22 protein-coding genes, 1 riboswitch and 1 other annotated feature are annotated in these 19,772 nt (G+C 71.8%); of the genes, 10 read left to right on the top strand and 12 right to left on the bottom strand.

The window, feature by feature from the left end; all coding sequences use genetic code 11:
• The 5 genes from HNR51_RS17650 to HNR51_RS17630 all read left to right on the top strand — a co-directional run bounded on the left by HNR51_RS17650 (position 1) and on the right by HNR51_RS17630 (position 5,356).
• Positions 1-387, top strand: a complete 387-nt coding sequence (locus HNR51_RS17650; protein ID WP_012455759.1) for a CidA/LrgA family protein — start codon at positions 1-3, stop codon at positions 385-387.
• Positions 384-1,100: an LrgB family protein gene (locus HNR51_RS17645; protein ID WP_012455758.1), complete on the top strand. Its 717-nt coding sequence runs from the start codon at positions 384-386 to the stop codon at positions 1,098-1,100. Before HNR51_RS17650 ends, HNR51_RS17645 begins: the two co-directional genes overlap by 4 nt.
• A gap of 198 nt (positions 1,101-1,298) precedes the next feature.
• Positions 1,299-2,453 (top strand): adenylate/guanylate cyclase domain-containing protein, encoded by a 1,155-nt coding sequence (locus tag HNR51_RS17640; protein WP_182555964.1) that lies wholly within the window; start codon positions 1,299-1,301, stop codon positions 2,451-2,453.
• 61 nt (positions 2,454-2,514) lie between these two features.
• Positions 2,515-2,570: a sequence feature (sul1 is cis-regulatory element that is thought to sense ions involved in sulfur or methionine metabolism; They are found in Alphaproteobacteria), on the top strand.
• 66 nt (positions 2,571-2,636) lie between these two features.
• Positions 2,637-4,115: a SulP family inorganic anion transporter gene (locus tag HNR51_RS17635; protein WP_182555797.1), complete on the top strand. Its 1,479-nt coding sequence runs from the start codon at positions 2,637-2,639 to the stop codon at positions 4,113-4,115.
• 137 nt (positions 4,116-4,252) lie between these two features.
• Positions 4,253-5,356: an alpha/beta fold hydrolase gene (locus tag HNR51_RS17630; protein WP_182555796.1), complete on the top strand. Its 1,104-nt coding sequence runs from the start codon at positions 4,253-4,255 to the stop codon at positions 5,354-5,356.
• 54 nt (positions 5,357-5,410) lie between these two features.
• Here HNR51_RS17630 and rsmA read toward each other — a convergent pair whose 3' ends face one another.
• The 3 genes from rsmA to HNR51_RS17615 are packed head-to-tail and all read right to left on the bottom strand — an operon-like array spanning position 5,411 to position 8,066.
• On the bottom strand, positions 5,411-6,286 hold the full coding sequence (rsmA, locus tag HNR51_RS17625) for a 16S rRNA (adenine(1518)-N(6)/adenine(1519)-N(6))-dimethyltransferase RsmA (RefSeq protein WP_182555795.1): 876 nt from the start codon (positions 6,284-6,286) through the stop codon (positions 5,411-5,413).
• An 11-nt stretch (positions 6,287-6,297) separates the two neighbouring features.
• Positions 6,298-7,347 (bottom strand): 4-hydroxythreonine-4-phosphate dehydrogenase PdxA, encoded by a 1,050-nt coding sequence (gene pdxA / locus HNR51_RS17620; RefSeq protein WP_182555794.1) that lies wholly within the window; start codon positions 7,345-7,347, stop codon positions 6,298-6,300.
• 23 nt (positions 7,348-7,370) lie between these two features.
• On the bottom strand, positions 7,371-8,066 hold the full coding sequence (locus HNR51_RS17615) for a nucleotidyltransferase domain-containing protein (protein WP_182555963.1): 696 nt from the start codon (positions 8,064-8,066) through the stop codon (positions 7,371-7,373).
• A gap of 364 nt (positions 8,067-8,430) precedes the next feature.
• Here HNR51_RS17615 and HNR51_RS17610 point away from each other — a divergent pair, with 364 nt between their 5' ends.
• Positions 8,431-8,985 (top strand): fasciclin domain-containing protein, encoded by a 555-nt coding sequence (locus HNR51_RS17610; RefSeq protein ID WP_182555793.1) that lies wholly within the window; start codon positions 8,431-8,433, stop codon positions 8,983-8,985.
• 135 nt (positions 8,986-9,120) lie between these two features.
• On the opposite strand, the gene HNR51_RS17605 is transcribed toward HNR51_RS17610, so the two are convergent.
• From HNR51_RS17605 to modC, 3 genes are all read right to left on the bottom strand, one after another.
• Positions 9,121-9,846, bottom strand: a complete 726-nt coding sequence (locus HNR51_RS17605; protein WP_182555792.1) for an anti-sigma factor — start codon at positions 9,844-9,846, stop codon at positions 9,121-9,123.
• Entirely contained in the window at positions 9,843-10,445 is a 603-nt protein-coding gene (locus HNR51_RS17600; protein ID WP_012455749.1) for a sigma-70 family RNA polymerase sigma factor, read from the bottom strand. The genes HNR51_RS17605 and HNR51_RS17600 overlap by 4 nt, the downstream gene beginning before the upstream one ends.
• A gap of 202 nt (positions 10,446-10,647) precedes the next feature.
• Complete coding sequence (gene modC / locus HNR51_RS17595; protein WP_182555791.1) at positions 10,648-11,742, bottom strand: molybdenum ABC transporter ATP-binding protein; 1,095 nt, start codon at positions 11,740-11,742, stop codon at positions 10,648-10,650.
• Positions 11,743-11,868: 126 nt separating this feature from the next.
• On the opposite strand from modC, the gene HNR51_RS17590 reads away from it, so the two are divergent.
• On the top strand, positions 11,869-12,525 hold the full coding sequence (locus HNR51_RS17590) for a glutathione S-transferase (protein WP_182555790.1): 657 nt from the start codon (positions 11,869-11,871) through the stop codon (positions 12,523-12,525).
• Between the two features lie 46 nt (positions 12,526-12,571).
• Here HNR51_RS17590 and modB read toward each other — a convergent pair whose 3' ends face one another.
• From modB to HNR51_RS17565, 5 genes are all read right to left on the bottom strand, one after another.
• Positions 12,572-13,285: a molybdate ABC transporter permease subunit gene (gene modB, locus HNR51_RS17585; protein ID WP_182555789.1), complete on the bottom strand. Its 714-nt coding sequence runs from the start codon at positions 13,283-13,285 to the stop codon at positions 12,572-12,574.
• A 114-nt stretch (positions 13,286-13,399) separates the two neighbouring features.
• Positions 13,400-13,642: a BrnA antitoxin family protein gene (locus HNR51_RS17580; protein WP_182555788.1), complete on the bottom strand. Its 243-nt coding sequence runs from the start codon at positions 13,640-13,642 to the stop codon at positions 13,400-13,402.
• A 5-nt stretch (positions 13,643-13,647) separates the two neighbouring features.
• Positions 13,648-13,881, bottom strand: a complete 234-nt coding sequence (locus HNR51_RS17575; RefSeq protein WP_003605770.1) for a hypothetical protein — start codon at positions 13,879-13,881, stop codon at positions 13,648-13,650.
• Between the two features lie 190 nt (positions 13,882-14,071).
• On the bottom strand, positions 14,072-14,290 hold the full coding sequence (locus HNR51_RS17570; RefSeq protein ID WP_012455744.1) for a hypothetical protein: 219 nt from the start codon (positions 14,288-14,290) through the stop codon (positions 14,072-14,074).
• A 147-nt stretch (positions 14,291-14,437) separates the two neighbouring features.
• Complete coding sequence (locus tag HNR51_RS17565; RefSeq protein ID WP_012455743.1) at positions 14,438-14,950, bottom strand: GAF domain-containing protein; 513 nt, start codon at positions 14,948-14,950, stop codon at positions 14,438-14,440.
• A gap of 507 nt (positions 14,951-15,457) precedes the next feature.
• On the opposite strand from HNR51_RS17565, the gene HNR51_RS17560 reads away from it, so the two are divergent.
• Positions 15,458-15,985 carry a GFA family protein gene (locus HNR51_RS17560; protein WP_182555787.1) on the top strand — a complete coding sequence of 176 codons (528 nt, stop codon included), beginning with the start codon at positions 15,458-15,460 and terminating at the stop codon, positions 15,983-15,985.
• A gap of 9 nt (positions 15,986-15,994) precedes the next feature.
• Here the strand turns inward: HNR51_RS17560 and HNR51_RS17555 are convergent, their stop codons facing one another.
• On the bottom strand, positions 15,995-16,831 hold the full coding sequence (locus HNR51_RS17555) for an alpha/beta fold hydrolase (protein WP_182555786.1): 837 nt from the start codon (positions 16,829-16,831) through the stop codon (positions 15,995-15,997).
• A gap of 386 nt (positions 16,832-17,217) precedes the next feature.
• Here HNR51_RS17555 and HNR51_RS17550 point away from each other — a divergent pair, with 386 nt between their 5' ends.
• Positions 17,218-18,138: an oxidoreductase gene (locus tag HNR51_RS17550; RefSeq protein ID WP_182555785.1), complete on the top strand. Its 921-nt coding sequence runs from the start codon at positions 17,218-17,220 to the stop codon at positions 18,136-18,138.
• A 144-nt stretch (positions 18,139-18,282) separates the two neighbouring features.
• A riboswitch (guanidine-I (ykkC/yxkD leader) is annotated at positions 18,283-18,392 on the top strand.
• A 361-nt stretch (positions 18,393-18,753) separates the two neighbouring features.
• Positions 18,754-19,764, top strand: a complete 1,011-nt coding sequence (locus HNR51_RS17545) for an ABC transporter substrate-binding protein (protein ID WP_182555784.1) — start codon at positions 18,754-18,756, stop codon at positions 19,762-19,764.
• The last annotated feature ends 8 nt before the right edge of the window (positions 19,765-19,772 follow it).

The raw sequence follows: 19,772 nt of genomic DNA, 5'->3' as shown, positions 1-19,772 counted from the left end.
ATGATCGTCAGCCTGACCCTGATCCTGCTCGCCCAGCTCCTCGGCGAGGTCGCCGCGCGCGCCGCCGGCCTGCCGGTGCCGGGGCCGGTGTTCGGCATGGCGCTGCTCCTCGCCTTCCTGGTCCTGCGCGACCGGACGCAGCCGGCCTCGACCCGCTGGCTGCCGCCGCCGCTGGTCGATGGCGGGCTGGAGGGCACCGCCAAGGGGATGCTCGCGCATCTCTCGATCCTGTTCGTTCCGGCCGGCGTCGGCATCGTCGGCAAGCTCGATGTGCTGGCGAGCCACGGGGTGGCGCTCGCCATCGTGCTCACTCTGTCCGTGACCCTGACCCTGGCGGCGACCGTGCTCACCTTCGTCGCGGTCTCCAAGCTTCTGGACCGCCGATGACCGGCGAGTTCGCGCTCTGGGTCTATCTCAGCCACACGCCGCTGCTGTGGCTCACCGTGACGCTACTGGCCTACGCGGTGGCCGACCGCCTGTTTCAGGCGGCGGGGCGCCATCCCGTTGCAAACCCGGTGGTCCATTCGATCTGGATGATCGGCCTCGTGCTGACGCTGACCGGCACGCCCTACCGCGCCTATTTCGAGGGCGCGCAGTTCGTGCACTTCCTCCTCGGCCCCGCGACCGTGGCGCTCGCGGTGCCGCTCTACGAGCGCCGGGCGACGGTGATGCGCGCGCTCCTACCGATGGGGGCGGCCCTCATCGTCGGCTGCGTCACCGCGATGACCTCGGCCATCGTCTTCGCCCGGCTCGCCGGCATCCCCTACGACGTGATGCTGGCCATGACCCCGAAATCCGTGACGACCGGCGTCGCCATGGGCATCGTCGAGGCGCTCGGCGGCGACCCGACGCTGGCCGCCGTGCTGGTGATGCTCACCGGCATGGCCGGGGCGGTGATCGTCACGCCGTTGATGCGGACCCTGCGCATCGAGGACATGCGCGCCCGCGGCTTCGCGGCGGGGCTCGCCGCCCACGGCCTCGGCACCGCCCGCGCCTTCCAGGTCAGCGAGGTCGCCGGCACCTTCGCCGGCATCGCCATGGGGCTCAACGCCTTCCTGACCGCGATCCTGGTGCCGGTGGCGGTGAGCTTCCTGCGGTGAGGCCTGCCGGCCGATGCCTCGCGGCGAATGAGGGACGGACATCATCCGCCCCGCGTTCCCGGCCCGGCGCGGCGTGTCTTTGATCTGTGCGATGCCGCACGTGGATCGGATGGACGGGATCGGAACGTCGTCGCAGGTCACGCTGTCGCCGCGATTACCGCTCCCCTTCGTGGCCGGATCCCGGAGCCGATGAAGACCATGTCGAACGGCACTCCGCTTTTCTGGATGACCATGGCCGTCGTCAGCGCCGCGTTCGGCGCGTTGCACGGTCTCCTGTTCGGCGACGGGCCGAAGCTCGCCGGCGTCCTCTACGGCACCGGTGTCGGGCTCCTGGTGATCGCCTACGAACGCGGCCTCTTTCTCGCCGGCTACAGCCGGCGCCTGCGGCAGTTGCCGACGCTCGCCTATTTCGCGGCCGCCGAGATCAGCCTGGTTCTCGTGATCGTCACCGCGATGTCGTTGACGGGCTTGATCATCTGGGCGCTCGGCATCGCGGACAAGCCCTTCCTCGAGGCCGTGACACCGAAGCTCTCCACGATCCCGTTCGCGCTGGCGGTCTCGGCGCTGATCGTTGCCGTCCTGCGCGTGCGCGACCTGATCGGCAGCGAGACGTTCACGAGCTTCATCCTCGGACGTTACCACCGCCCGGTCAGCGAGGAGCGCGTGTTCCTGTTCCTCGATCTCGCCGGTTCGACAACCTACGCGGAGAGGCACGGCGATCTCGCGGCGCAGGAACTTTTGAAGGCCGTCTTCGCCGCGATCGCCGAGCCGGTGCGGCGCTACCGCGGGCAGATCGACGACTATGTCGGCGATCAGGTCATCGTCTCCTGGCCTCTCGCGCGGGGCATCGAGCAGTCACGCTGCGTCGCCTGCGTCTTCGCGATCCGCCGGATCCTCGAGGCCGACCGGGACGCTTGGCGCGCGCGGTTCGCCCTCGTTCCCGAATTGCGCGCGGCCCTGCACGGCGGCAGCGTCGTGACGGCAGAGGTCGGCGTCGACCGGCACAAGATCGCCTATTTCGGCGACGTCATGAACGCGACCGCCCGGCTGGAGGGACTGTGCCGGGAGACCGGGCGGGGTGTGCTGATCTCGGATGCCATCCTGGCCCGGCTGCCCGCCCTCCCCGACGGGATCGAGGCCGAGGCGCTCGGGGGCTACCGCCTGCGCGGTCGCAGCGAGACAATGGCCGTGCACGCGCTGGCGGAGAGGCGTGCGCCGGTCACGGCCGGTGCGGCGAACCCGCCTGCGGGCGCCGGAGCCGGGCGGAAGCCGGCGGTGCCGGACTTCGCACCACGGCCGCGGCGGCCGCAGGCGGAGGTGAGTGTGCCGGGACGATCGCCGGCCTCCGCCTGAGCTGAAGGCCGGTCTCCGTGTTGCGCTGCGGTACCTGACGCTCTACAAGCCTGAACATTCGCCTGGACCCGGTGCAAGCCCGGGTGGCTCTTCCGGCCGCCGATCCGCCGGATCACGCATTCGAGACGCCTTTCTGGCTCCGCCTTCCGCGCGGTGCTGCGTCCTCCTGCGGAAATTTCTCACATGTCCCCCGTCAGACAAGCCGCCCGCGCGTGGTTCGCGAACCCGTGGGCCGACACCCTCTCCGGCATCGTCGTCGCGCTGGCCCTGATCCCGGAGGCGATCGGCTTCTCGGTGATCGCCGGGGTCGATCCGAAGGTCGGGCTCTACGCCTCCGTCGTGATCGCCTGCGTCATCGCCTTCGCCGGCGGACGCCCGGCCATGATCTCGGCCGCCACCGCCGCCACCGCCGTGGTGATGGTCGATCTCGTGCGCGACCACGGCGTCCAGTATCTCTTCGCCGCCACCATCCTGATGGGCGTGTTCCAGATCCTTGCCGGGCTCGCCCGGCTCGGGCGGCTGATGCGCTTCGTCTCGCGCTCGGTGATGACGGGCTTCGTCAACGCGCTGGCGATCCTGATCTTTCTGGCGCAGCTGCCCGAACTCACCGGCGTGACCCCGGCGACCTACGGCCTGATCGCGCTGGGGCTCGCCATCATCTACGGCTTTCCGAGACTCACCCGCGCGGTGCCCTCGCCGCTCGTCGCCATCGCCGTGCTCACCGCGCTGAGTGCATATTTCGGGCTCGACGTGCGCACCGTCGCCCATCTCGGCGAACTGCCCAAGACCCTTCCGAGCCTGGCCCTGCCGGAGGTGCCCTTCACCCTCGAGACCCTGCGCATCATCCTGCCCTATTCGGCGACGCTCGCGGCGGTCGGCCTGCTGGAGAGCCTGCTCACGGCGCAGATCGTCGACGACATGACCGATACCGGCAGCTCCAAGAACCGGGAATGCATGGGCCAGGGGCTCGCCAACATGAGTTCGGCCCTGTTCGGCGGCATGGGCGGCTGCGCCATGATCGGGCAATCGGTCATCAACGTCTCGTCGGGGGCCCGCGGCCGGCTCTCGACCCTGGTGGCGGGCGCCTTCCTCCTCGTGCTGCTGGTGCTGCTGCAGGACCTTCTCGCCATGGTGCCCGTGGCGGCTCTGACGGCGGTGATGATCATGGTCTCATTGAACACCTTCTCCTGGCGCTCGCTGCTCGCGCTGCGCACCAACCCGCTGCCCTCCTCGGTGGTGATGCTCGCCACCGTCGCCGTGGTGGTCGCCACCCGCGATCTGGCCATCGGCGTGCTGGTCGGCGTGCTGCTGTCGGGCGTGTTCTTCGCCGGAAAGGTCGCGCGGATGAGCCGGATCGTCTCCGAGCTGTCGCCGGACGGGCTTACCCGCACCTACCGGGTGTCGGGCCAGGTGTTCTTCGCCTCCGCCGGCACCTTCGCCGAGGGTATCGATGTCCGCGAGCCGGTGGAGCGCCTCGTCATCGACGTGCACGCGGCGCATTTCTGGGACATCTCGGCGGTGGGCGCACTCGACCGCGTGGTGATGAAGGCCCGCGCCGCCGGCAAGGCCGTGGAGGTGGTCGGACTCAACGAGGCCAGCGCCACCCTGGTCGAGCGCTTCGGCCAGCACGACAAGGCGGAGGCCTCGCTGCCGGCCCATTGAGGCGAGGCGTCGCCGTCCGCGCCCGGCTTGGTTGTGCGCTGCGGCAGAAACTCGGTACGCTCCGCCCGGGGCACCCTGGAGCGTCGCGCCGCGGCCTCACCCCGAGGCCGAGCCCGCCCCTTGCCCCGGGAGGCGCCGTGTTTCCCTTCGACCCAACCCGTCCGGCGCGGCGCCGCGTGCGCCGGAGCCTCGCCCGCACGACGCGTCAGGTCACGCGGTCCATCGAGGACGCCGCCAAGGACGCCATGAAGGACGCCGTGAAGGCGGTGACCCGCTCGACCGAGCAGGCGATCCGGGAGACGCGCAAGGCGACGGCCCGGTCCGCGAAGCGGACGGTGCGGCACACCGAGAAGGTGGTCGAAGCCGCCTTCGCCGCGTCCGGAGCCGGGTCCGTACGCCGGCCCCCCGGCCGGTTCGTCACCGTCGACGGCCTGCCCGTGCACGTGATCGTCCGCGGGCGCGGGCGCCCGGTGGTGCTCGTCCACGGCAACGGCACCATGGCCGAGGATTTTTCGATTTGCGGTCTGATCGACCGGCTGGCGGCGCGCTACCGGGTCATCGCGATCGACCGCCCCGGCTTCGGCTACACCGCCCGCCCCCGCCACCGCCTCTGGACGGCTCAAGGTCAGGCCGTGCTCCTTCACCGGGTGCTGGAACAGCTCGCCGTCGAGCGGCCCGTCGTGGTCGGGCATTCCTGGGGCACGATCGTCGCCCTCGCGCTCGCCGCCGACGGGCGGCGCCCCCTGCGCGGTCTCGTGCTGCTCTCGGGCTCCTACTTTCCGGGACATCGGTTCGACGCGGCCCTGATCGCCCCGCTCGCGGTGCCCGGCTTCGGCGACGCGGCTCGCGCGATGGTGCCCGCCAAGATGAGCGCGGCGCTCACCGAACAGTCGTTCCGGCAGGTGTTCTGGCCGCAGGCCGTGCCGGCCCGGTTCAAGGCGCGCTTCCCCGTCGAGATCGCGGCGGCGGCGACGCAGGCCCGCGCGGTCTCGGAGGATGCCGCCTCGATGAACGCGGCCGTCACGGGGCTCCAGCGTCGCTACGCGGGTTTGACGCTGCCGGTCTCCATCCTGGCCGGCGACGCGGACGCTGTCGTCAAGGCGGGCGAGCACGCCGTGCGGCTCCACACGACGATCCCCGGCAGCACCCTGAGGCTCCTGCCCGGCATCGGCCACATGACCCACTACGCCGCGCGGCTGAAGGTCGAGCGCGCGATCGATGAGGTGATGACGCGCAGATAGGTGCGTCTCAAGGCGTCCGATCCGGCCTGCCGCGTCCCGCAGCGCCGGGCGCTTTCACGATCCCTCAGCCTCCAGCGCCCGCGCCAGCGCCACGAACCCGGCCACCGGAATCTCCTCCGCCCGCGCCGTCTCCGGCAGTCCGGCGGCGGCGAGCAGTCGGGCGGGGTCGGGGGTGGCGGCCTTCAGGCTCTGGCGCAGCATCTTGCGGCGCTGGCCGAAGGCGGCGCGGGTGATCCGCTCCAGAGCGGCGATCCGGCAGGGCAGCGGCTCGGGGCGCGGGCGCAGGTGGACGATGCTGGAGGTGACCTTCGGCGGCGGCACGAAGGCGGACGGCGCCACGTCGAACAGGATGGTGGCTTGCGTGCGCCAGCCGCACAGGACGCCGAGCCGGCCGTAATTGGCCCGGTCCGACTCGTCGGCGACGATGCGCTCGGCGACCTCGCGCTGGAACATCAGCGTCGCCGATTCCCACCAGGGCGGCCAGCGTTCGTCGCGCGTCTCGGCGCCGAGCCAGCCGGTGAGCAGCACGGTGGCGACGTTGTAGGGGAGATTGGCCACAATCCGCACCGGCCCGTCCCCGACCAGCGGGCGCGGGTCGAAGCCGACCGCGTCGGCGTCGATCACCTCGAGCCGGCCGGGATAATGCGCGGCGATCTCGGCCAGCGCCGGCAGCGCGCGGGGGTCGCGCTCGATGGCCACCACGCGCTTGGCGCCCGCCGCCAGCAGCGCCCGGGTCAGGCCGCCGGGGCCGGGGCCGACCTCCACCACCGTCACGCCCTCGAGCGCGCCGGCCGAGCGGGCGATGCGGCCGGTGAGGTTGAGATCGAACAGGAAATTCTGGCCGAGCGCCTTCTTCGGCTCCAGCCCGTGCCGCCGCACCACCTCACGCAGGGGGGGCAGGCCGTCGGCACTCAACGCTTCAAGGCTCATCGGTTGCGGGTTCAGGCGAGGACGGGGAAGGGCGTGACGTTGTTGGCCGGACGCTGCGCGAGGCGCTGTGCCAGACGCAGCGCGGCGATCAGGCTGTCGGGCTTGGCGACGCCCTTTCCGGCGATGTCGAAGGCGGTGCCGTGGTCGGGGGAGGTGCGCACGAAGGGCAGACCGAGGGTGACGTTCACGCCTTCGTCGAAGGCGAGCGTCTTGATCGGGATCAGCGCCTGATCGTGGGTGGGGGCCAGCGCCACGTCGTAGGTCGCCCGCGCCCGCTCGTGGAACAGGGTGTCGGCCGGCAAGGGCCCGCGGATGTCGATGCCCTCGGCGCGCAGGGCCGCCACGGCGGGGGCCAGCACGTCGCGGTCCTCGGTGCCCATGGTGCCGGATTCGCCCGCATGCGGGTTGAGGCCCGACAGGACGAGGCGGGGGGCCTCCAGGCCGAAGCGGGCGCGCAGGTCGGCATGGACGATGCGCGCGGTGCGCTCGACCAATTCCTGCGTCAGCAGGTCCGGCACGCGGCGCAGGGCGACGTGGATCGTCACCGGCACGACGGCGAGCAACTCGCTCCACAGCATCATCACCGGCAGCGGCGGCTCGCGGCCCTCTCGCGCGGCGAGCGCGGCCAGGAACTCGGTATGCCCCGGATGGGCGAAGCCGACCCGGGTCAGCACGAACTTGGCGATGGGGTTGGTCACGACCGCCGAGGCGGCGCCGGAGCGCACGAGATCGACGGCGGCGGTGATCGATTCGACGATGGCGCCGGCATTGGCCGTATCCGGCGCGCCGGGCGTGGCCGACACCTTCGCGCCGCTCGGCAGCGGCAACACCGGCAGCGCCCGGGCAAACACCTCGACGGCGTCGTCGGGCTCGACCTCGGCCACGGGTACCGACAGGCCGAGCCGGTAGGCGGTGGCTTCGAGGAATTCGGGATCGCCGATGAGCTGGAACGGCGGCACCCCGCGCTCGCCCCGCAGCCGCCACGCGGCGAGCGCGATCTCCGGCCCGATCCCGGAAGGATCGCCGAGGGTGAGGGCAAGCGGTCGGTCGTCAGAGGCCATGGGGGACGTATACAGCGATTTTCCTACAATGCCTGCGCCCAGGGATGTCCGGGATGCAAGCGGTCGAGATTCGCCTGCAGCCAGCGCCGTTCTCCGCCGGTCAGATGCGGCAGGGCCCGCTCGAAATCCGCCTCGTCCTTGTCGCGCCGATGCTTCGCCTTGAACAGCAGAACGGCGGCCGGCCTGAGATAGGGGATGCCGTCGGGCGTCGATGCCACCATCGCCGCGCGGGGATGCCGGATGGTCGGGCAGCGCCGACAGACCCAGACGTCCGGCCCGCCCGGCTCGATCATCAGATCGACCCGCCAGCGGGCGGCGCGGGCATCGAAGCACCAGATCTGGAGAATGTGAGACGGCGGCTCTTCGCCTTCAGGCAGGCGCTCGAAGCGACCGTCGGCCACCGTGTAGAGCGTCATGTCCGCCAAGGCTTGGCAGAAGACCCCGACATCTTCGCGCAGCACTGTGAATTCGAGATCCTCGTGGTCGCGGGTCTGGTGCCCGTGCCACAGGTCGAGGGCCCAGCCGCCGACGACGCACCAGGGCCGCGCCACGGTTTCCAGCCGCCGCGCCAGTTCGCCCGGATGCCACGGCGACCAGTCGTCCTCCGGCGGGGCGCTGGCATTCCGTCGGGGGGCGGTTCCGCTCGCGGCCCCCGCGCCATCGCTGCGGTTTCCGGAGGCCTCCGGGCAAAGATCGGCCGAATCCGGCATGACGGGCATCGCGCTCACCCTGGCCCCGCTCGGCCGCGGCAGCCTCGACAGGCCGCCTCGGGAACCGATCCCGGACGGGTCGCCGAGGGTGCGGGCCGACGGTCGACCGTCGGCGTCCATGGACGGGGCTATAGCGCGATTCGGCCGCGCGGGGTGTTCCGGAATTTGGCTCCGGGGACGGGATGCCGCTCGGTCGCCGGCCCCGTGCCGCCGTTCGGCCGATGAGGCCGGCCGTTGCCGCGGCCGGATGTGCTGGACGGCGCGCCGCCGATTTTTTTCGTCCTACCGCCGCGGGCGGCTGAAACTTTCCGGGCCGTGATCCCCGTAGAGGCCCGCGACGCCCCCGGCCGGGGCGCATCGTCAGGGAGACATCATGTCCAAGAGCCTTCTCCGCCTCACCCTCGGCCTCGCCCTCGCGGCCGCCGCCGTCCCGGCGCTCGCCAAGAACCCGATGGTCGGCGGCGCGCCGATGTATGCGAGCAAGACGATCGTCGAGAACGCGGTCAACTCGAAGGATCACACCACGCTCGTCGCCGCCGTGAAGGCCGCGGGCCTCGTCGACACGCTGTCGGGCCCCGGCCCCTTCACCGTGTTCGCACCGACCGACGCCGCCTTCAGCAAGCTGCCGCCCGGCACGGTCGAGACCCTGGTGCAGCCGCAGAACAAGGCGCAGCTCACCGGCATCCTGACCTATCACGTGGTGCCGGGCACCTACACCGCGAAGGCCCTGATGAAGATGGTCCGCGACGGCGGTGGCGAGGCCACGCTGAAGACGGTTCAGGGCGAGCCGCTCACCGTGGCGATGGCCCGCGGGGGCAAGGGGCTGACCCTGACCGACGCCAAGGGCAACACCGCCCGCGTCACGATCGCCAACGTGATGCAGTCGAACGGCGTGATCCACGTCATCAACGGCGTGCTGATGCCCTGAGCCGTGCCGGCGGGCGGGCGAACACCGCCCGCCGTCTCGCGCAGCCCCTTCCGGCCCCGGCCGGGAGGGGCTGCGGGCCTTTGAGGTGACGCGCATTCTTCCGGCGAACCGGCTTCCACGTCGTCGGAATGCGCTCTAATCGCGGATGAGACGGCCCGAATAGACGACCGGGCCCGTGGCCTTGCCGCCGGGCGCACCGCCCTTCGGCTCGACCGTGACGGCAAAGGTCGCGCGGGCGACGCCGTCGCGAAGATCCGCCGGCACCGGGATGGTCTCGGTCGCCTCCGTGACCAGCCCGAGCGAGCGGGGCGCGGCGCCCTCGTTGATGTACCAGAGCTCCAGGCTGCGGTCGGGCGGGGTTTCCGCCGTGAGGCTGCGGACCTGCACGACGCCGCTGGCGAGATCGACGCGCACGATCAGCGCCGGAAGGCTGCCGCCCCGGTCGACCACGGCCAGATATTGCGGCGTGCCCACGGTCGCCGGTCGCGGCGCCGCCACGATCCAGAGGGCGAGGCCCGCCGCGAGTGCCGCCGCGCCCCCCGCTGCGAACCGCCAGCGCCGCAGCCCGCGCTCCAGGCGCCGCACCCGCAGATCCGCGGCCTCGGCCACCGGAGGCGTCGCGATCCGGGCCTCGATGGCCTCCCAGACCTGCGGGCCGGGCGCCACGGCCGGTGCCGTTGCAGCGAGCGGCGCCAGCCGCCTCTCCCAGGCCATCACCGCCGCGCGCAGGGCGGGATCCTGCTCCAAGGCCCGCGCGAAGGCGGCGCGCTCGCTCGGTGTGAGGGTGCCGAGGACGTACTCGCCGGCCGCCCCATCGGGGTCCTCGGCCCAGAACGGCGGGGGGAAGGCGCCCTCGCTCATGCTGCCTCCAGACAGCCGCGCAGGCTGAGCAGGCCGCGGCGCAGCCACGTCTTGATCGTGTTGACGGGCCGGTCGTAGCGTGCGGCCAGTTCCTCGCGCGACCAACCCTCGCAATAGGCCAGGACGAGGCAGTCGCGCTGGGCGGCGTCCACGGTGTCGAGGCAATGCGCGAGGGCATCGCGGCGGGCGAGATCCGTCTCGCCGTCGCTTGCATCGGCCAGGCGTTCGATCCAGCCCTCTTCGGCCTGGGTCAGCCGGGCGGCCTTGTCCTGACGCAGCCGGTCGATGGCCTTGTGCCGGGCGATCGCGCCCAGCCAGACGAGCGGGGGGCCGGCCTGCGGATCATACGTGCCTGCCCGCTGCCAGATGCGCACGAACACCTCCTGCAGCGCATCCTCGGCCGCGCTCCGGTCCTGCAGGATACGAAGGATGATCCCGAGAAGTTTCGGGGCCGCCGCATCGTAGAGCGCGCGCAGAGCCGCGCGGTCGCCCGCGGCCACGGCCCCGATCAGCCGCGCAAGTTCTGCGTCGGCAGGTGCCCCCCCGTCCGGCACGCTTCCCCCTCCCCCTGAGCGATCCTGCTCATTCTGCGGGCTCATGCGCGGGCTCCGGCGTTTCGGCCGGGTTCGCGCGTCCCTACGGCACAGCTTAGTCGGGAGGATCCCGTTCCGGCAATCCTCGCGCCGGCAAGCGGACAACACTGGGCGATCCCGCGCCGGCCCGCCGCCCGACCGCCGACGGACCTTCGCGCTTCGCCAGGCGCGGATGCAAAGCGCGGGGGGTGAGCGGACCGGCGGTCCCTCAGATCTCGATCCGCCCGCCTTCCGGTGCGGACCCGGCATCGAGCGCCACGCTCTTCACGATGGCGAAGACCGGGCGCCCGACGCTCAGCCCGAGGTCGCGGGCGGAGGCGCGGGTGAGGCGGGCGGCGAGTGTCGCCTCGCCGCAGGCCACCTCGACGAGGCAGGCGGTGCCCTCCTCCCGCAGCGCGGCGACGCGGCCGGGCAGGACGTTGCGGGCGCTCAGATCCTCGGGCCGGGCCAGGGCCAGCAGCACGTCGCGGGCGGGCACCCGCAGGTTGAGGCGGCGGCCCGCGGGGGCGTCGATCAGCGGCAGATCGAGGGGGCCGGCCGGTCCGGTCAGGCGCGTCAGCCCGGCCTCGGGATCGTGGCGCTCGACCCGCATGGCGAGCACGCTGCCGGCCTCCGCCCCGTCCGGGATCAGGTCGGGCCGGCGCAGCACGGCATCGACCGGGCCGCTCGCCGCCACGCTGCCGGCCTCCAGCACCACCACGGTGGAGGCGAGGCGCGCCACCTCCGCCACCGAGTGGCTGACATAGACGATCGGCAGGCCCGCCTCGTCGCGCAGACGCTCGATATAGGGCAGGATCTCGCGCTTGCGGGCCTCGTCCAGCGCCGAGAGCGGCTCGTCCATCAAGAGCAGCCGGGGCCGCGCCAGCAGCGCCCGGCCGATCGCCACCCGCTGCCGCTCGCCCCCCGACAGGCCCGCCGGCCGCCGCTCCAGCAACGGGCGGATGCCGAGCAGATCGGCCACCGCGTCGAGGCTCGGGCCGTCCGTTCCGCGGGAGAAGAACCGACCGAAGCGCAGGTTCTGCCGCACGCTGAGATGCGGCATCAGCCGCGCCTCCTGGAAGACGCAGCCGATCCGGCGCCGATGCACCGGCAGGCGGATCCCGCGCTCCGTGTCGAGCAGCACCGTGCCGTCGATGACGATGTGCCCGCGCTGCGGGTGGCTCAGCCCCGCGATCAGGTCGATCACCGTGGTCTTGCCCGAGCCCGAGCGCCCGAACAGGGCGGTGAGCCCGGCGCCGGCCGTGAAGGCGACCTCCAGCGCGAAGCCTTCGCGACGGAGGGAAACGTCGACGGCGATGGTCATGCGGCCCCGGCCCGGACGGTGATGCCGGTTTCTCGGAAATGCCGACGGCGGACACAAGGGGGCTCGAACGGGCGCCCAAAGCGCCGCCCGCCGCGTTGTCGGCGCAGGGTTCGCGAAAGGCAGGCGATGATCACCGTCCACCATCTGGAGAACAGCCGCTCGCAGCGGGTGCTGTGGCTGCTCGAAGAGCTGGGGCTCGACTACACCGTGAAGGGCTACGCCCGCGATCCCGCGACGATGCTGGCGCCGCGGGAGCTCCGGGCGGTGCATCCGCTCGGAAAGTCGCCGGTGATCGAGGCGGAGGGCCGCGTCGTCGCCGAGACCGGCGCCATCGTCGAGTTCCTCACCGCCCGCGCCGGCAGCGCCTTGGTCCCGCCGCCGGACACCCCGGAGCGGGCGCGCTACACCTATTTCCTGCACTACGCGGAAGGCTCGGCGATGCCGCCGCTGCTGCTGAAGCTCGTGTTCTCGCGCCTCGCGCCGGGCAGCCCTGCCCTGCTGCGTCCGCTGGTGCGCGCGATCGCCAAAAGCGTCACCGGCGGCTTCGTCGATCCGGAGCTGCGCCGCCACGCCGCCTACTGGGAGGCGGAACTGACGGAGCGCCCGTATTTCTGCGGCGACGCCTTCACCGCCGCCGACATCATGATGAGCTTCCCCCTCGAAGCCTTTTTCGCCCGCGGGACGGGGGCGGGGCCGCGGCTGACGGACTGGCTGGAGCGCATTCACGCCCGGCCCGCCTACAAGCGGGCGCTGGAGCGGGGCGGGCCCTACGCCTACGCGTGAGGCGCAATCGCGCCCGGTCCCGCGCCTTCCCGTCCCAGGCGGCTCCTCACCCTCCTGCCCCGATCCGCCGGCTCATCCGCCGCGCCAGCGCCTCCGAGGCGACGAGGGCCAGCATCGAGACCGCGACCGAGACCAGGGTGAGGCGGAGCGCCCCCGCCTCCCCGCCCGGCACCTGGGTGAGGGTGTAGATCGCCGAGGGCAGGGTCTGGGTCTCGCCGGGGATGTTGGAGACGAAGGTGATGGTCGCGCCGAACTCGCCCATCGCCTTGGCGAAGGCGAGCACCGCGCCGGCCAGGATGCCGGGTAGGCTGAGGGGCAGGGTCACGCTGAGGAACACCAGCGGCGGCGGCGCGCCGAGCGTCGCCGCTGCCTGTTCGAGCCGGCGGTCCACCGCCTCGATCGACAGGCGCATGGCCCGCACCATCAGCGGAAAGCCCATCACCGCGCAGGCGAGCGCCGCGCCGGTCCAGCGGAACGAGAACACGATGCCGATCTCGGCCAGCCATGCGCCGAACACCCCGCGCCGGCCGAAGCCGAGGAGCAGCAGGTAGCCCGTCACCACCGGCGGCAGGATCAGCGGCAGGTGGACGAGCCCGTCGAGCAGGGCGTGGCCGGGAAAGCGGCGGCGCGCCAGCAGCCACGCCGCCAGCAGGCCCAGGGGCAGGCTCGCCAGCGTCGCGACGGCGGCGACGCGCAGGGACAGGAGGAGGGCCGTGGTCTCTTCGGCACCGAGGCCGAACCAGGCTGCGGGCGCGCTCACGCGGCCCGTCCCCTGAGGATTCCCCTCCGGGAAGGAGCGAGGGGCAGGCTCATCCGCGCGCGGGTGCTCTCACAGCCGCGTTCCGCACGGCCCGCCGTCTCGCCGCCCCGCGCCTCACAGGCCCGCGGCGGCCTTGAGGGCGGCGTTGATGCGGTCCTGCCAGCCGGGGCCGTCCTTCTGGAAATGCTCCAGCACCGCCCGATCGATGCGCAGGGACACGGTCTCGCGCGCGCCGGGAACGATGGGGGCCCGCGCCGGCGCCGGCGCGGCTTCGGGAGTCTTGCGGGTGACCGCCCGGAAGGCGGCTTCGGCCGCTTGACGCGGGTCGCTCGGGCGGCGGGTGCGGTCGATGGCCATGGGGGTCAGGCCGTCGCCTTCTTGCGGCCGCGCTTGGGCGCGGGCGGGTTGGCGGCCCGCTCCGCAGCCTCCTCGGCCTCCTTGGCGAGGCGCAGCGCCCGCAGGCGCACGGTGCGCTCATCCACGGCTTTGACCGCGGCCAGATGCTCGGCCATGGCCTGCTGGCCCTCGCGGGCCATGCGCTCGGCCCGTTCCGCGCGCTCGGCGGCGCGGGTCTTGGCGTCGATGTCGTCGCTCATCAAAGATCTTTCGGCCAAAGCTCGCACCGCGTGACGTCCCGGCGGCGGCGCGCGGCGTCCCGACGCAGCAGAAATCGGGCGTGGGACGGCAAAAAACCCCGAGCGGGACCGTCGAGGATTTCTGCCTCGGACTTAGCACGAAAGCGCCGGCAAAGACCAATTCGTGCGCAGCCGGGCCGGTTTTCCCCCGTCAATCCCGGTCCGCGCGCCGCAGGGACCAGTGCAGGACGCCCTGGGCATCGACGAGCCACAGCGCGTTGGCCCGCTCGTCCTTGGTCGAGAGATCCTGCGCGTTGGCGAGGCGGATCGCCTCGCCCGGGTCGGCCGCCGTAATCGTCTCCTCGAACAGGGCTGGCCCGATCTGGCCGTCGGCGGACCGGTGGGCGCCCCTGAGAACGAAAACCGGCATGCATCCTCCTGGAACATCGTCCCGAAAGCTCGGCGCCGGCTTTCGGGGAAGACGAGGCTCTCGATCGCCGCTCCATACGCCCGCGCGGCCGGTCGGTCACGACGAAACCGTGCGGCAAACGAGGCGGGAGACGATGGGCGCCGGGCTTCAGGGCGCGGTCGGCTCGAGGCTGCGCTGCCCGTGCAGCCGGGCGAGGGCCGCCGTGGCCTGACCCGCCAGGGCTTCGAGGCGCGCCACCGTTACCGTGTCGAGCCAGACCATGGCGCACCAATAGGCGCCGAGGGCGGCCACGGGCTCGGGGGCGCCGATCGGCACCATCACGAGGCTCCGGATCGCCTTGTAGGCGTAGGAGGCGGCCGGAATGCGCGGATCGCCGCCGATATCCGGAACGACGGCCGTTTCCCGGTTCAGCATCGCCCAGCCCGACACGCACGCCTCGAGCGGGAAGCGGCACCCCTTCCAGAGCGGCTCGATCGCGTCTTCGGCGACGTAGTGGCAGAAGCCGTCGTCCCGCAGCACGACGGCGATGCCGTCGGCGCCGGCGATCCAGCGCGCCGTCCGGGTCAGGACGGCGACGACATCCTCCAGGGATCGGGCCTCCGCCATGAGCTCGGCGGTCCGCGCCAGATGCGGATCGACCGAGGGGCGCTCATCAAGCATGCCCACAGCGTAAGAGGTTTGTGCCGGCTCGTACAGGCGGCCGGTCCGGCCCTGCGCTCCGGCCGACCGGAGCGGGGAGCCGCGCGAGGAGAGTACGATCTGAAATCGCGCGGATGGCTGCCGCCGCCACGTCACCCTGCTGGAGAGTCGAAAGCGCCGCCACTGCGCCGGGCCGGACGAAGCGGTACACCCCGTCATGGAACGGATCGCGGTCGGGCCCATGCGCGCGGGCCCATGCGCGGCTGGCGCCACGGTGATCGGATCAACGCCGGCATCGGGCGGCCCGGGCCAGGGCGGACGCCTCGCTCGATGCGTGAGGCCGACCCGCAGCAATCCTGCACAGAGGCCCGGCGCGTTGCCGCCCGATCCCGCACCTGCCTCGGCGGTCTCGCTGGAGGGAACATGCTTTTGCGATAGTCCCGACCGCTCTGCCGACTTAAGATCACGTCCTAGTCTCGCGGATGCTTCGGCCGTGCGCGGCGCGGTCCGATTTCGTGCGGAGGGCGCATGCCGGTTCTGTCGGGCGGCTGTCTGTGCGGGGCGCTGCGCTACGAGGTCCGCGCCCCGCCGCTGCGGGTCACGCTCTGCCACTGCCGCTTCTGCCAGCGCGCGACCGGCTCGAGCCATCTCGTCGAGCCGCTGTTCGACCGCGACGCCCTGAGCGTCACCGCCGGTGTTCCGCGCGTGTACCAGCATCGCTCGGAGGGCAGCGGCCGGCTCCTCGACCTGCATTTCTGCGCATTCTGCGGGACGACGCTGTTCATGACGTTCGAGCGCTTCCCCGGCCTGTGCGGCGTCTATGCCGGTACCCTGGACGATCCGGCGGCGATCGAGGTGCGGCCGGGCCATGCCAAGCAGGTCTTCGTCGCTTCGGCCCGGCCCGAGACGGTACTGCTGCCAGGCATCGACACCTTCGACGGGCCGGCCATGGACGCGGCGGGCGTGCCGTACCCGCCGCGGGTGCACGCGGCGCTCCACCGCGTCGGCGACCGGGGAGCCGGACCGCTCCCCGGCGATGGCGAGCCTTCCCGCTGAGGCCGCTCCTCAGCCGCGAATGAAGGCGAGGAGGTCGGCGTTGAGCCGGTCGGCATCGACGGTGAGCATGCCGTGCGAGAGGCCCGGATAGGTCTTCAGCGTGCCGTTGCGCAGGAGCTTGATCGACTTGTGGGCCGCGGCGACGATCGGCACGATCTGGTCGTCCTCGCCGTGGAGGACGAGGGTCGGCACCGAGATCGCCCGCAGATCCTCGGTCTGGTCCGTCTCGGAGAACGCCTTGATGCCCTCGTAATGGGCCTTGGCCGAGCCCATCATGCCCTGGCGCCACCAGTTGCGGATCACGCCCTCGTGCACCGTCGCGCCGTCGCGGTTGAAGCCGTAGAACGGGCCGGTCGGGACATCGAGGAAGAACTGGGCGCGGTTGGCGGCCAGCGCCGCGCGAAAGCCGTCGAAGACCTCGATCGGAAGCCCCTCCGGGTTGGCCTCGGTCCGGAGCATCAAGGGGGGCACGGCGCTCACCAGCACCGCCTTGGCCACGCGGCCCTGCGGCTCGCCGTGCCGGGCGACGTAGCGCGCGACCTCGCCGCCGCCGGTGGAGTGGCCGATATGGACGGCGTTCCTCAGGTCGAGATGCTGGGCGACCGCCGCGGCGTCGGCGGCGTAATGGTCCATGTCGTGCCCGTCCGGCACCTGCGCCGAGCGGCCATGGCCGCGCCGGTCATGCGCCACCACGCGGAATCCCTCCCGCACGAAGAACAGCATCTGCGCGTCCCAGTCGTCGGAGGAGAGCGGCCAGCCATGATGGAACATGATCGGCTGCGCCTCCTTCGGACCCCAGTCCTTGTAAAAGATCTCGGTCCCGTCCTGCGTGGTGATCGTCGCCATGATGTCGCTCCTCAAGGGCTGAAGGTCTTGTGTGGGCGGTGTCCGGTGGGCCGTCGTAAACGTACTCCCCTTCCGGGAGGCCCGGCCGTTGCTTGGCGAGAGGGAGAATGGACCCGTGGCGCTGATTTGAAAATGAGAAACGATGGAAATGGATCGTTTCTAAAACCGACCGCAACGGGCGATTTCGGATAGGGCGCGGCCGTGGGCCGTCGCAGCCGGGATCTCGCGGCCGGAACAGGGCCCTCCGCCGTCCCGGCGCGAACCGGGGATACGCACCGTGGTTTCCGCCTCAGCCGGCGCGCCGTCTTCCCGGCGATCACGCCGGCCGCTACGGAAGCGCGCGACCGAGCGTCGTTCGATTCCCGCCGCGTGAGGACCCCTGCCCGATGGCGCGACATCCCTGGACCGTTGCCGACATCCCGTCCCAGGCCGGTCGCCGCGCTGTGGTGACGGGAGCGAGCGCCGGGCTCGGCTTCGAGACGGCGCGGGCGCTGGCCGGGGCGGGCGCCGCGGTGGTGCTGGCGGTGCGCGATCCCGGCAAGGGCGAGCGCGCCGCCGCGGCGATCCGGCGGGAGCATCCCGGCGCCGAGCTGTCGGTGCGCCGGATCGACACCGCCTCGCTCGCCTCGGTCCGCGCCTTCGCCGAGGACTGGCCGGACGACGCCCCGATCGACCGGCTCGTGCTCAATGCCGGCATCGCCGCGGTGCCCCGGCGCGAGGAGAGCGTGGACGGGTTCGAGCGGCAACTCGCCACGAACTATCTCGGCCATTTCGCGCTGACCGGGCTGCTGCTGCCGTCTTTGAGCCCCTCGGCGCGGGTGGTGTCGGTGGCGAGCCTCGCCCATCGCGGCGGCGCGATCCGGTTCGACGATCTGCACTGGCGCAAGACCTACGGATCGCAGCCCGCCTACCGGCAGAGCAAGCTCGCGCTGCTGATGTTCGCCCTCGAACTCGACCGGCGGCTTAAGGCGGCAGGCTCCGGCATCGCCTCGCTCGCCGCGCATCCGGGGCTCGCGGTCACCGAAGTGTTCCGCCGGGGCGATCGGGCCGGCGCCCTCCAGCAGGGAGCGGGGCGGATCATCTTCTCGCTGATCGGCCAGTCGGCGGCGCAGGGGGCTCTGCCGATCCTCTACGCCGCCGCGGCGCCGGAAGCCGAGCGCGGGGGCTATTACGGGCCGGACGGAATCTGGGAGGCGCGCGGCGATCCCAAGCCGGCGCAGATCGCTGCCCAGGCCCTGGACCGGATGGCGGCCGGGCGCCTCTGGGCGGTCTCGGAGACCCTGACGGGGGTGCGGTTCGCGGTGTGAGCCGCGCCGGGCCGGCCTCCGTGCCGAGGTCGTGCAAGGCAAATCGGCAATCGGCGCAAAACATCAGCATCGAAAGACGATCTCGTGTGCAGGCTCGTTTCCAGGGAGTATTGACTGAGTATCGTCGCGAAAATACCGTGAAGGGGAGTTGATCGCTAGGGTTCCAGCATCGTTTCGATGTGTTCGGTCCGAGAGCGGTTGCCGCGGCGGGAGACATCCGCCCGGATGCACGGCGGGATAAAAGCCCGGGAGACCTCACTGGCCAGAGATTGGCAAGGACAGGTCTTGTACAATCTCTTTCTGTACTGGAAGGGACGTATGCCCGGCAAAGTCTCCACGATCGACCGTTCGATCTCTTCGAGCCCCGTCCGTCCGCGCACCATCCGCCGGCCCGTCCTGGCCGTGCGTCCCCCCGGTTTCCCCACCGTCGTCCCGTAGGCGCGCGCCCGGCGCGAGGACGTTGCGCGTCCCCGGTCCGCGGCCTGCCAACCTCCCTGATCCGGCTGTCCGACGGCGTGCTTCGCCGCCGTCGCCGCCGCTGCGCGCGCTCGATCCCCGGCGCTCGCCCCTGCCCCGTGTCCGGCCGCTGCGGCCCTCCCAGGAGACGAGAGAGACATGCGCATTCCAAGTCTGATCACCGGCGGTCTCGCGAGGCTCCGGCGCGGCATGCCCGCGCTGACCCTCGCCCTCGGCCTCCTCGCCGCGCCGATGGCGGGCGCCGCCGAGCCGTTGCGTATCGGCTACAGCGACTGGCCGGGCTGGGTGGCGTGGCAGGTCGCCATCGAGAAGGGCTGGTTCAAGGAGGCCGGGATCGACGCGAAGTTCGAGTGGTTCGACTACTCGGCCTCGATGGACGCCTTCTCGGCGGGCAAGCTCGATGCCGTGACCTGCACCAACGGCGACGCCCTGGTCATGAGCGGCAACGGCGCCCGCAACGTCATGATCATGCTCACCGACTACTCCAACGGCAACGACATCATCGTCGGCAAGCCGGGGGTGAAGTCGCTGACCGAGCTCAAGGGCAAGAAGGTCGGCCTCGAAGTCGGCCTCGTCGAGCACCTCCTCCTGATCGACGGTCTGCAGAAGGCCGGGATCAAGGAGAGCGACGTCACCCTCGTCAACGCCAAGACCAACGAGACGCCGCAGATCCTCGCCTCCGGCGACGTCGCCGCCATCGGTGCGTGGCAGCCCATCGCCGGGCAGGCGATGCGCGGCGCGGCGGGTGCGCGCCCGCTCTACACCTCGGCCGACCAGCCGGGCCTGATCTACGACGTGGTGACCGTCACGCCCGCGAGCCTCGCCGCGCGGCGGGCCGACTGGATCAAGCTCGTCGGCCTGTGGGACCGGGTGGTCGGCTACATCCAGGATCCGAAGACGCAAGCCGACGCGGTCGCGATCATGGCGGCCAAGGTCGGGGTCGAACCCGCGATCTTCACCCGCTTCCTCAAGGGCACCCGGCTCCTGACGCTCGCCGAGGGCCGCGCGGTGATGAAGGATGCCGACGGCTTCGGCTCGCTCTACGGGTCGAGCCGGCACGCGGACGCCTTCAACGTCAAGTTCGAGGTCTACAAGACCCCGCAGGACGTGAAGGCCTCCATCGATCCCGCCCTCACCGACGGCAAGTGAGGGGAGGC

It is taken from the genome of Methylorubrum thiocyanatum, assembly GCA_014138645.1.
Lineage (GTDB): Bacteria > Pseudomonadota > Alphaproteobacteria > Rhizobiales > Beijerinckiaceae > Methylobacterium > Methylobacterium thiocyanatum.
This window is presented reverse-complemented; position numbering and strand designations above follow the sequence as displayed.

What these genes read in the sequence shown, in the direction of transcription:
- HNR51_RS17650 (WP_012455759.1), top strand. Translation starts at nt 1, where the DNA reads ATGATCGTCAGCCTGACCCTGATCCTGCTCGCCCAGCTCCTCGGCGAG.
- HNR51_RS17645 (WP_012455758.1), top strand. Translation starts at nt 384, where the DNA reads ATGACCGGCGAGTTCGCGCTCTGGGTCTATCTCAGCCACACGCCGCTG.
- HNR51_RS17640 (WP_182555964.1), top strand. Translation starts at nt 1,299, where the DNA reads ATGTCGAACGGCACTCCGCTTTTCTGGATGACCATGGCCGTCGTCAGC.
- HNR51_RS17635 (WP_182555797.1), top strand. Translation starts at nt 2,637, where the DNA reads ATGTCCCCCGTCAGACAAGCCGCCCGCGCGTGGTTCGCGAACCCGTGG.
- rsmA (WP_182555795.1), bottom strand. Translation starts at nt 6,286, where the DNA reads ATGAGCCTTGAAGCGTTGAGTGCCGACGGCCTGCCCCCCCTGCGTGAG.
- pdxA (WP_182555794.1), bottom strand. Translation starts at nt 7,347, where the DNA reads ATGGCCTCTGACGACCGACCGCTTGCCCTCACCCTCGGCGATCCTTCC.
- HNR51_RS17615 (WP_182555963.1), bottom strand. Translation starts at nt 8,066, where the DNA reads ATGCCCGTCATGCCGGATTCGGCCGATCTTTGCCCGGAGGCCTCCGGA.
- HNR51_RS17610 (WP_182555793.1), top strand. Translation starts at nt 8,431, where the DNA reads ATGTCCAAGAGCCTTCTCCGCCTCACCCTCGGCCTCGCCCTCGCGGCC.
- HNR51_RS17605 (WP_182555792.1), bottom strand. Translation starts at nt 9,846, where the DNA reads ATGAGCGAGGGCGCCTTCCCCCCGCCGTTCTGGGCCGAGGACCCCGAT.
- HNR51_RS17600 (WP_012455749.1), bottom strand. Translation starts at nt 10,445, where the DNA reads ATGAGCCCGCAGAATGAGCAGGATCGCTCAGGGGGAGGGGGAAGCGTG.
- modC (WP_182555791.1), bottom strand. Translation starts at nt 11,742, where the DNA reads ATGACCATCGCCGTCGACGTTTCCCTCCGTCGCGAAGGCTTCGCGCTG.
- HNR51_RS17590 (WP_182555790.1), top strand. Translation starts at nt 11,869, where the DNA reads ATGATCACCGTCCACCATCTGGAGAACAGCCGCTCGCAGCGGGTGCTG.
- HNR51_RS17580 (WP_182555788.1), bottom strand. Translation starts at nt 13,642, where the DNA reads ATGGCCATCGACCGCACCCGCCGCCCGAGCGACCCGCGTCAAGCGGCC.
- HNR51_RS17575 (WP_003605770.1), bottom strand. Translation starts at nt 13,881, where the DNA reads ATGAGCGACGACATCGACGCCAAGACCCGCGCCGCCGAGCGCGCGGAA.
- HNR51_RS17570 (WP_012455744.1), bottom strand. Translation starts at nt 14,290, where the DNA reads ATGCCGGTTTTCGTTCTCAGGGGCGCCCACCGGTCCGCCGACGGCCAG.
- HNR51_RS17565 (WP_012455743.1), bottom strand. Translation starts at nt 14,950, where the DNA reads ATGCTTGATGAGCGCCCCTCGGTCGATCCGCATCTGGCGCGGACCGCC.
- HNR51_RS17560 (WP_182555787.1), top strand. Translation starts at nt 15,458, where the DNA reads ATGCCGGTTCTGTCGGGCGGCTGTCTGTGCGGGGCGCTGCGCTACGAG.
- HNR51_RS17555 (WP_182555786.1), bottom strand. Translation starts at nt 16,831, where the DNA reads ATGGCGACGATCACCACGCAGGACGGGACCGAGATCTTTTACAAGGAC.
- HNR51_RS17550 (WP_182555785.1), top strand. Translation starts at nt 17,218, where the DNA reads ATGGCGCGACATCCCTGGACCGTTGCCGACATCCCGTCCCAGGCCGGT.
- HNR51_RS17545 (WP_182555784.1), top strand. Translation starts at nt 18,754, where the DNA reads ATGCGCATTCCAAGTCTGATCACCGGCGGTCTCGCGAGGCTCCGGCGC.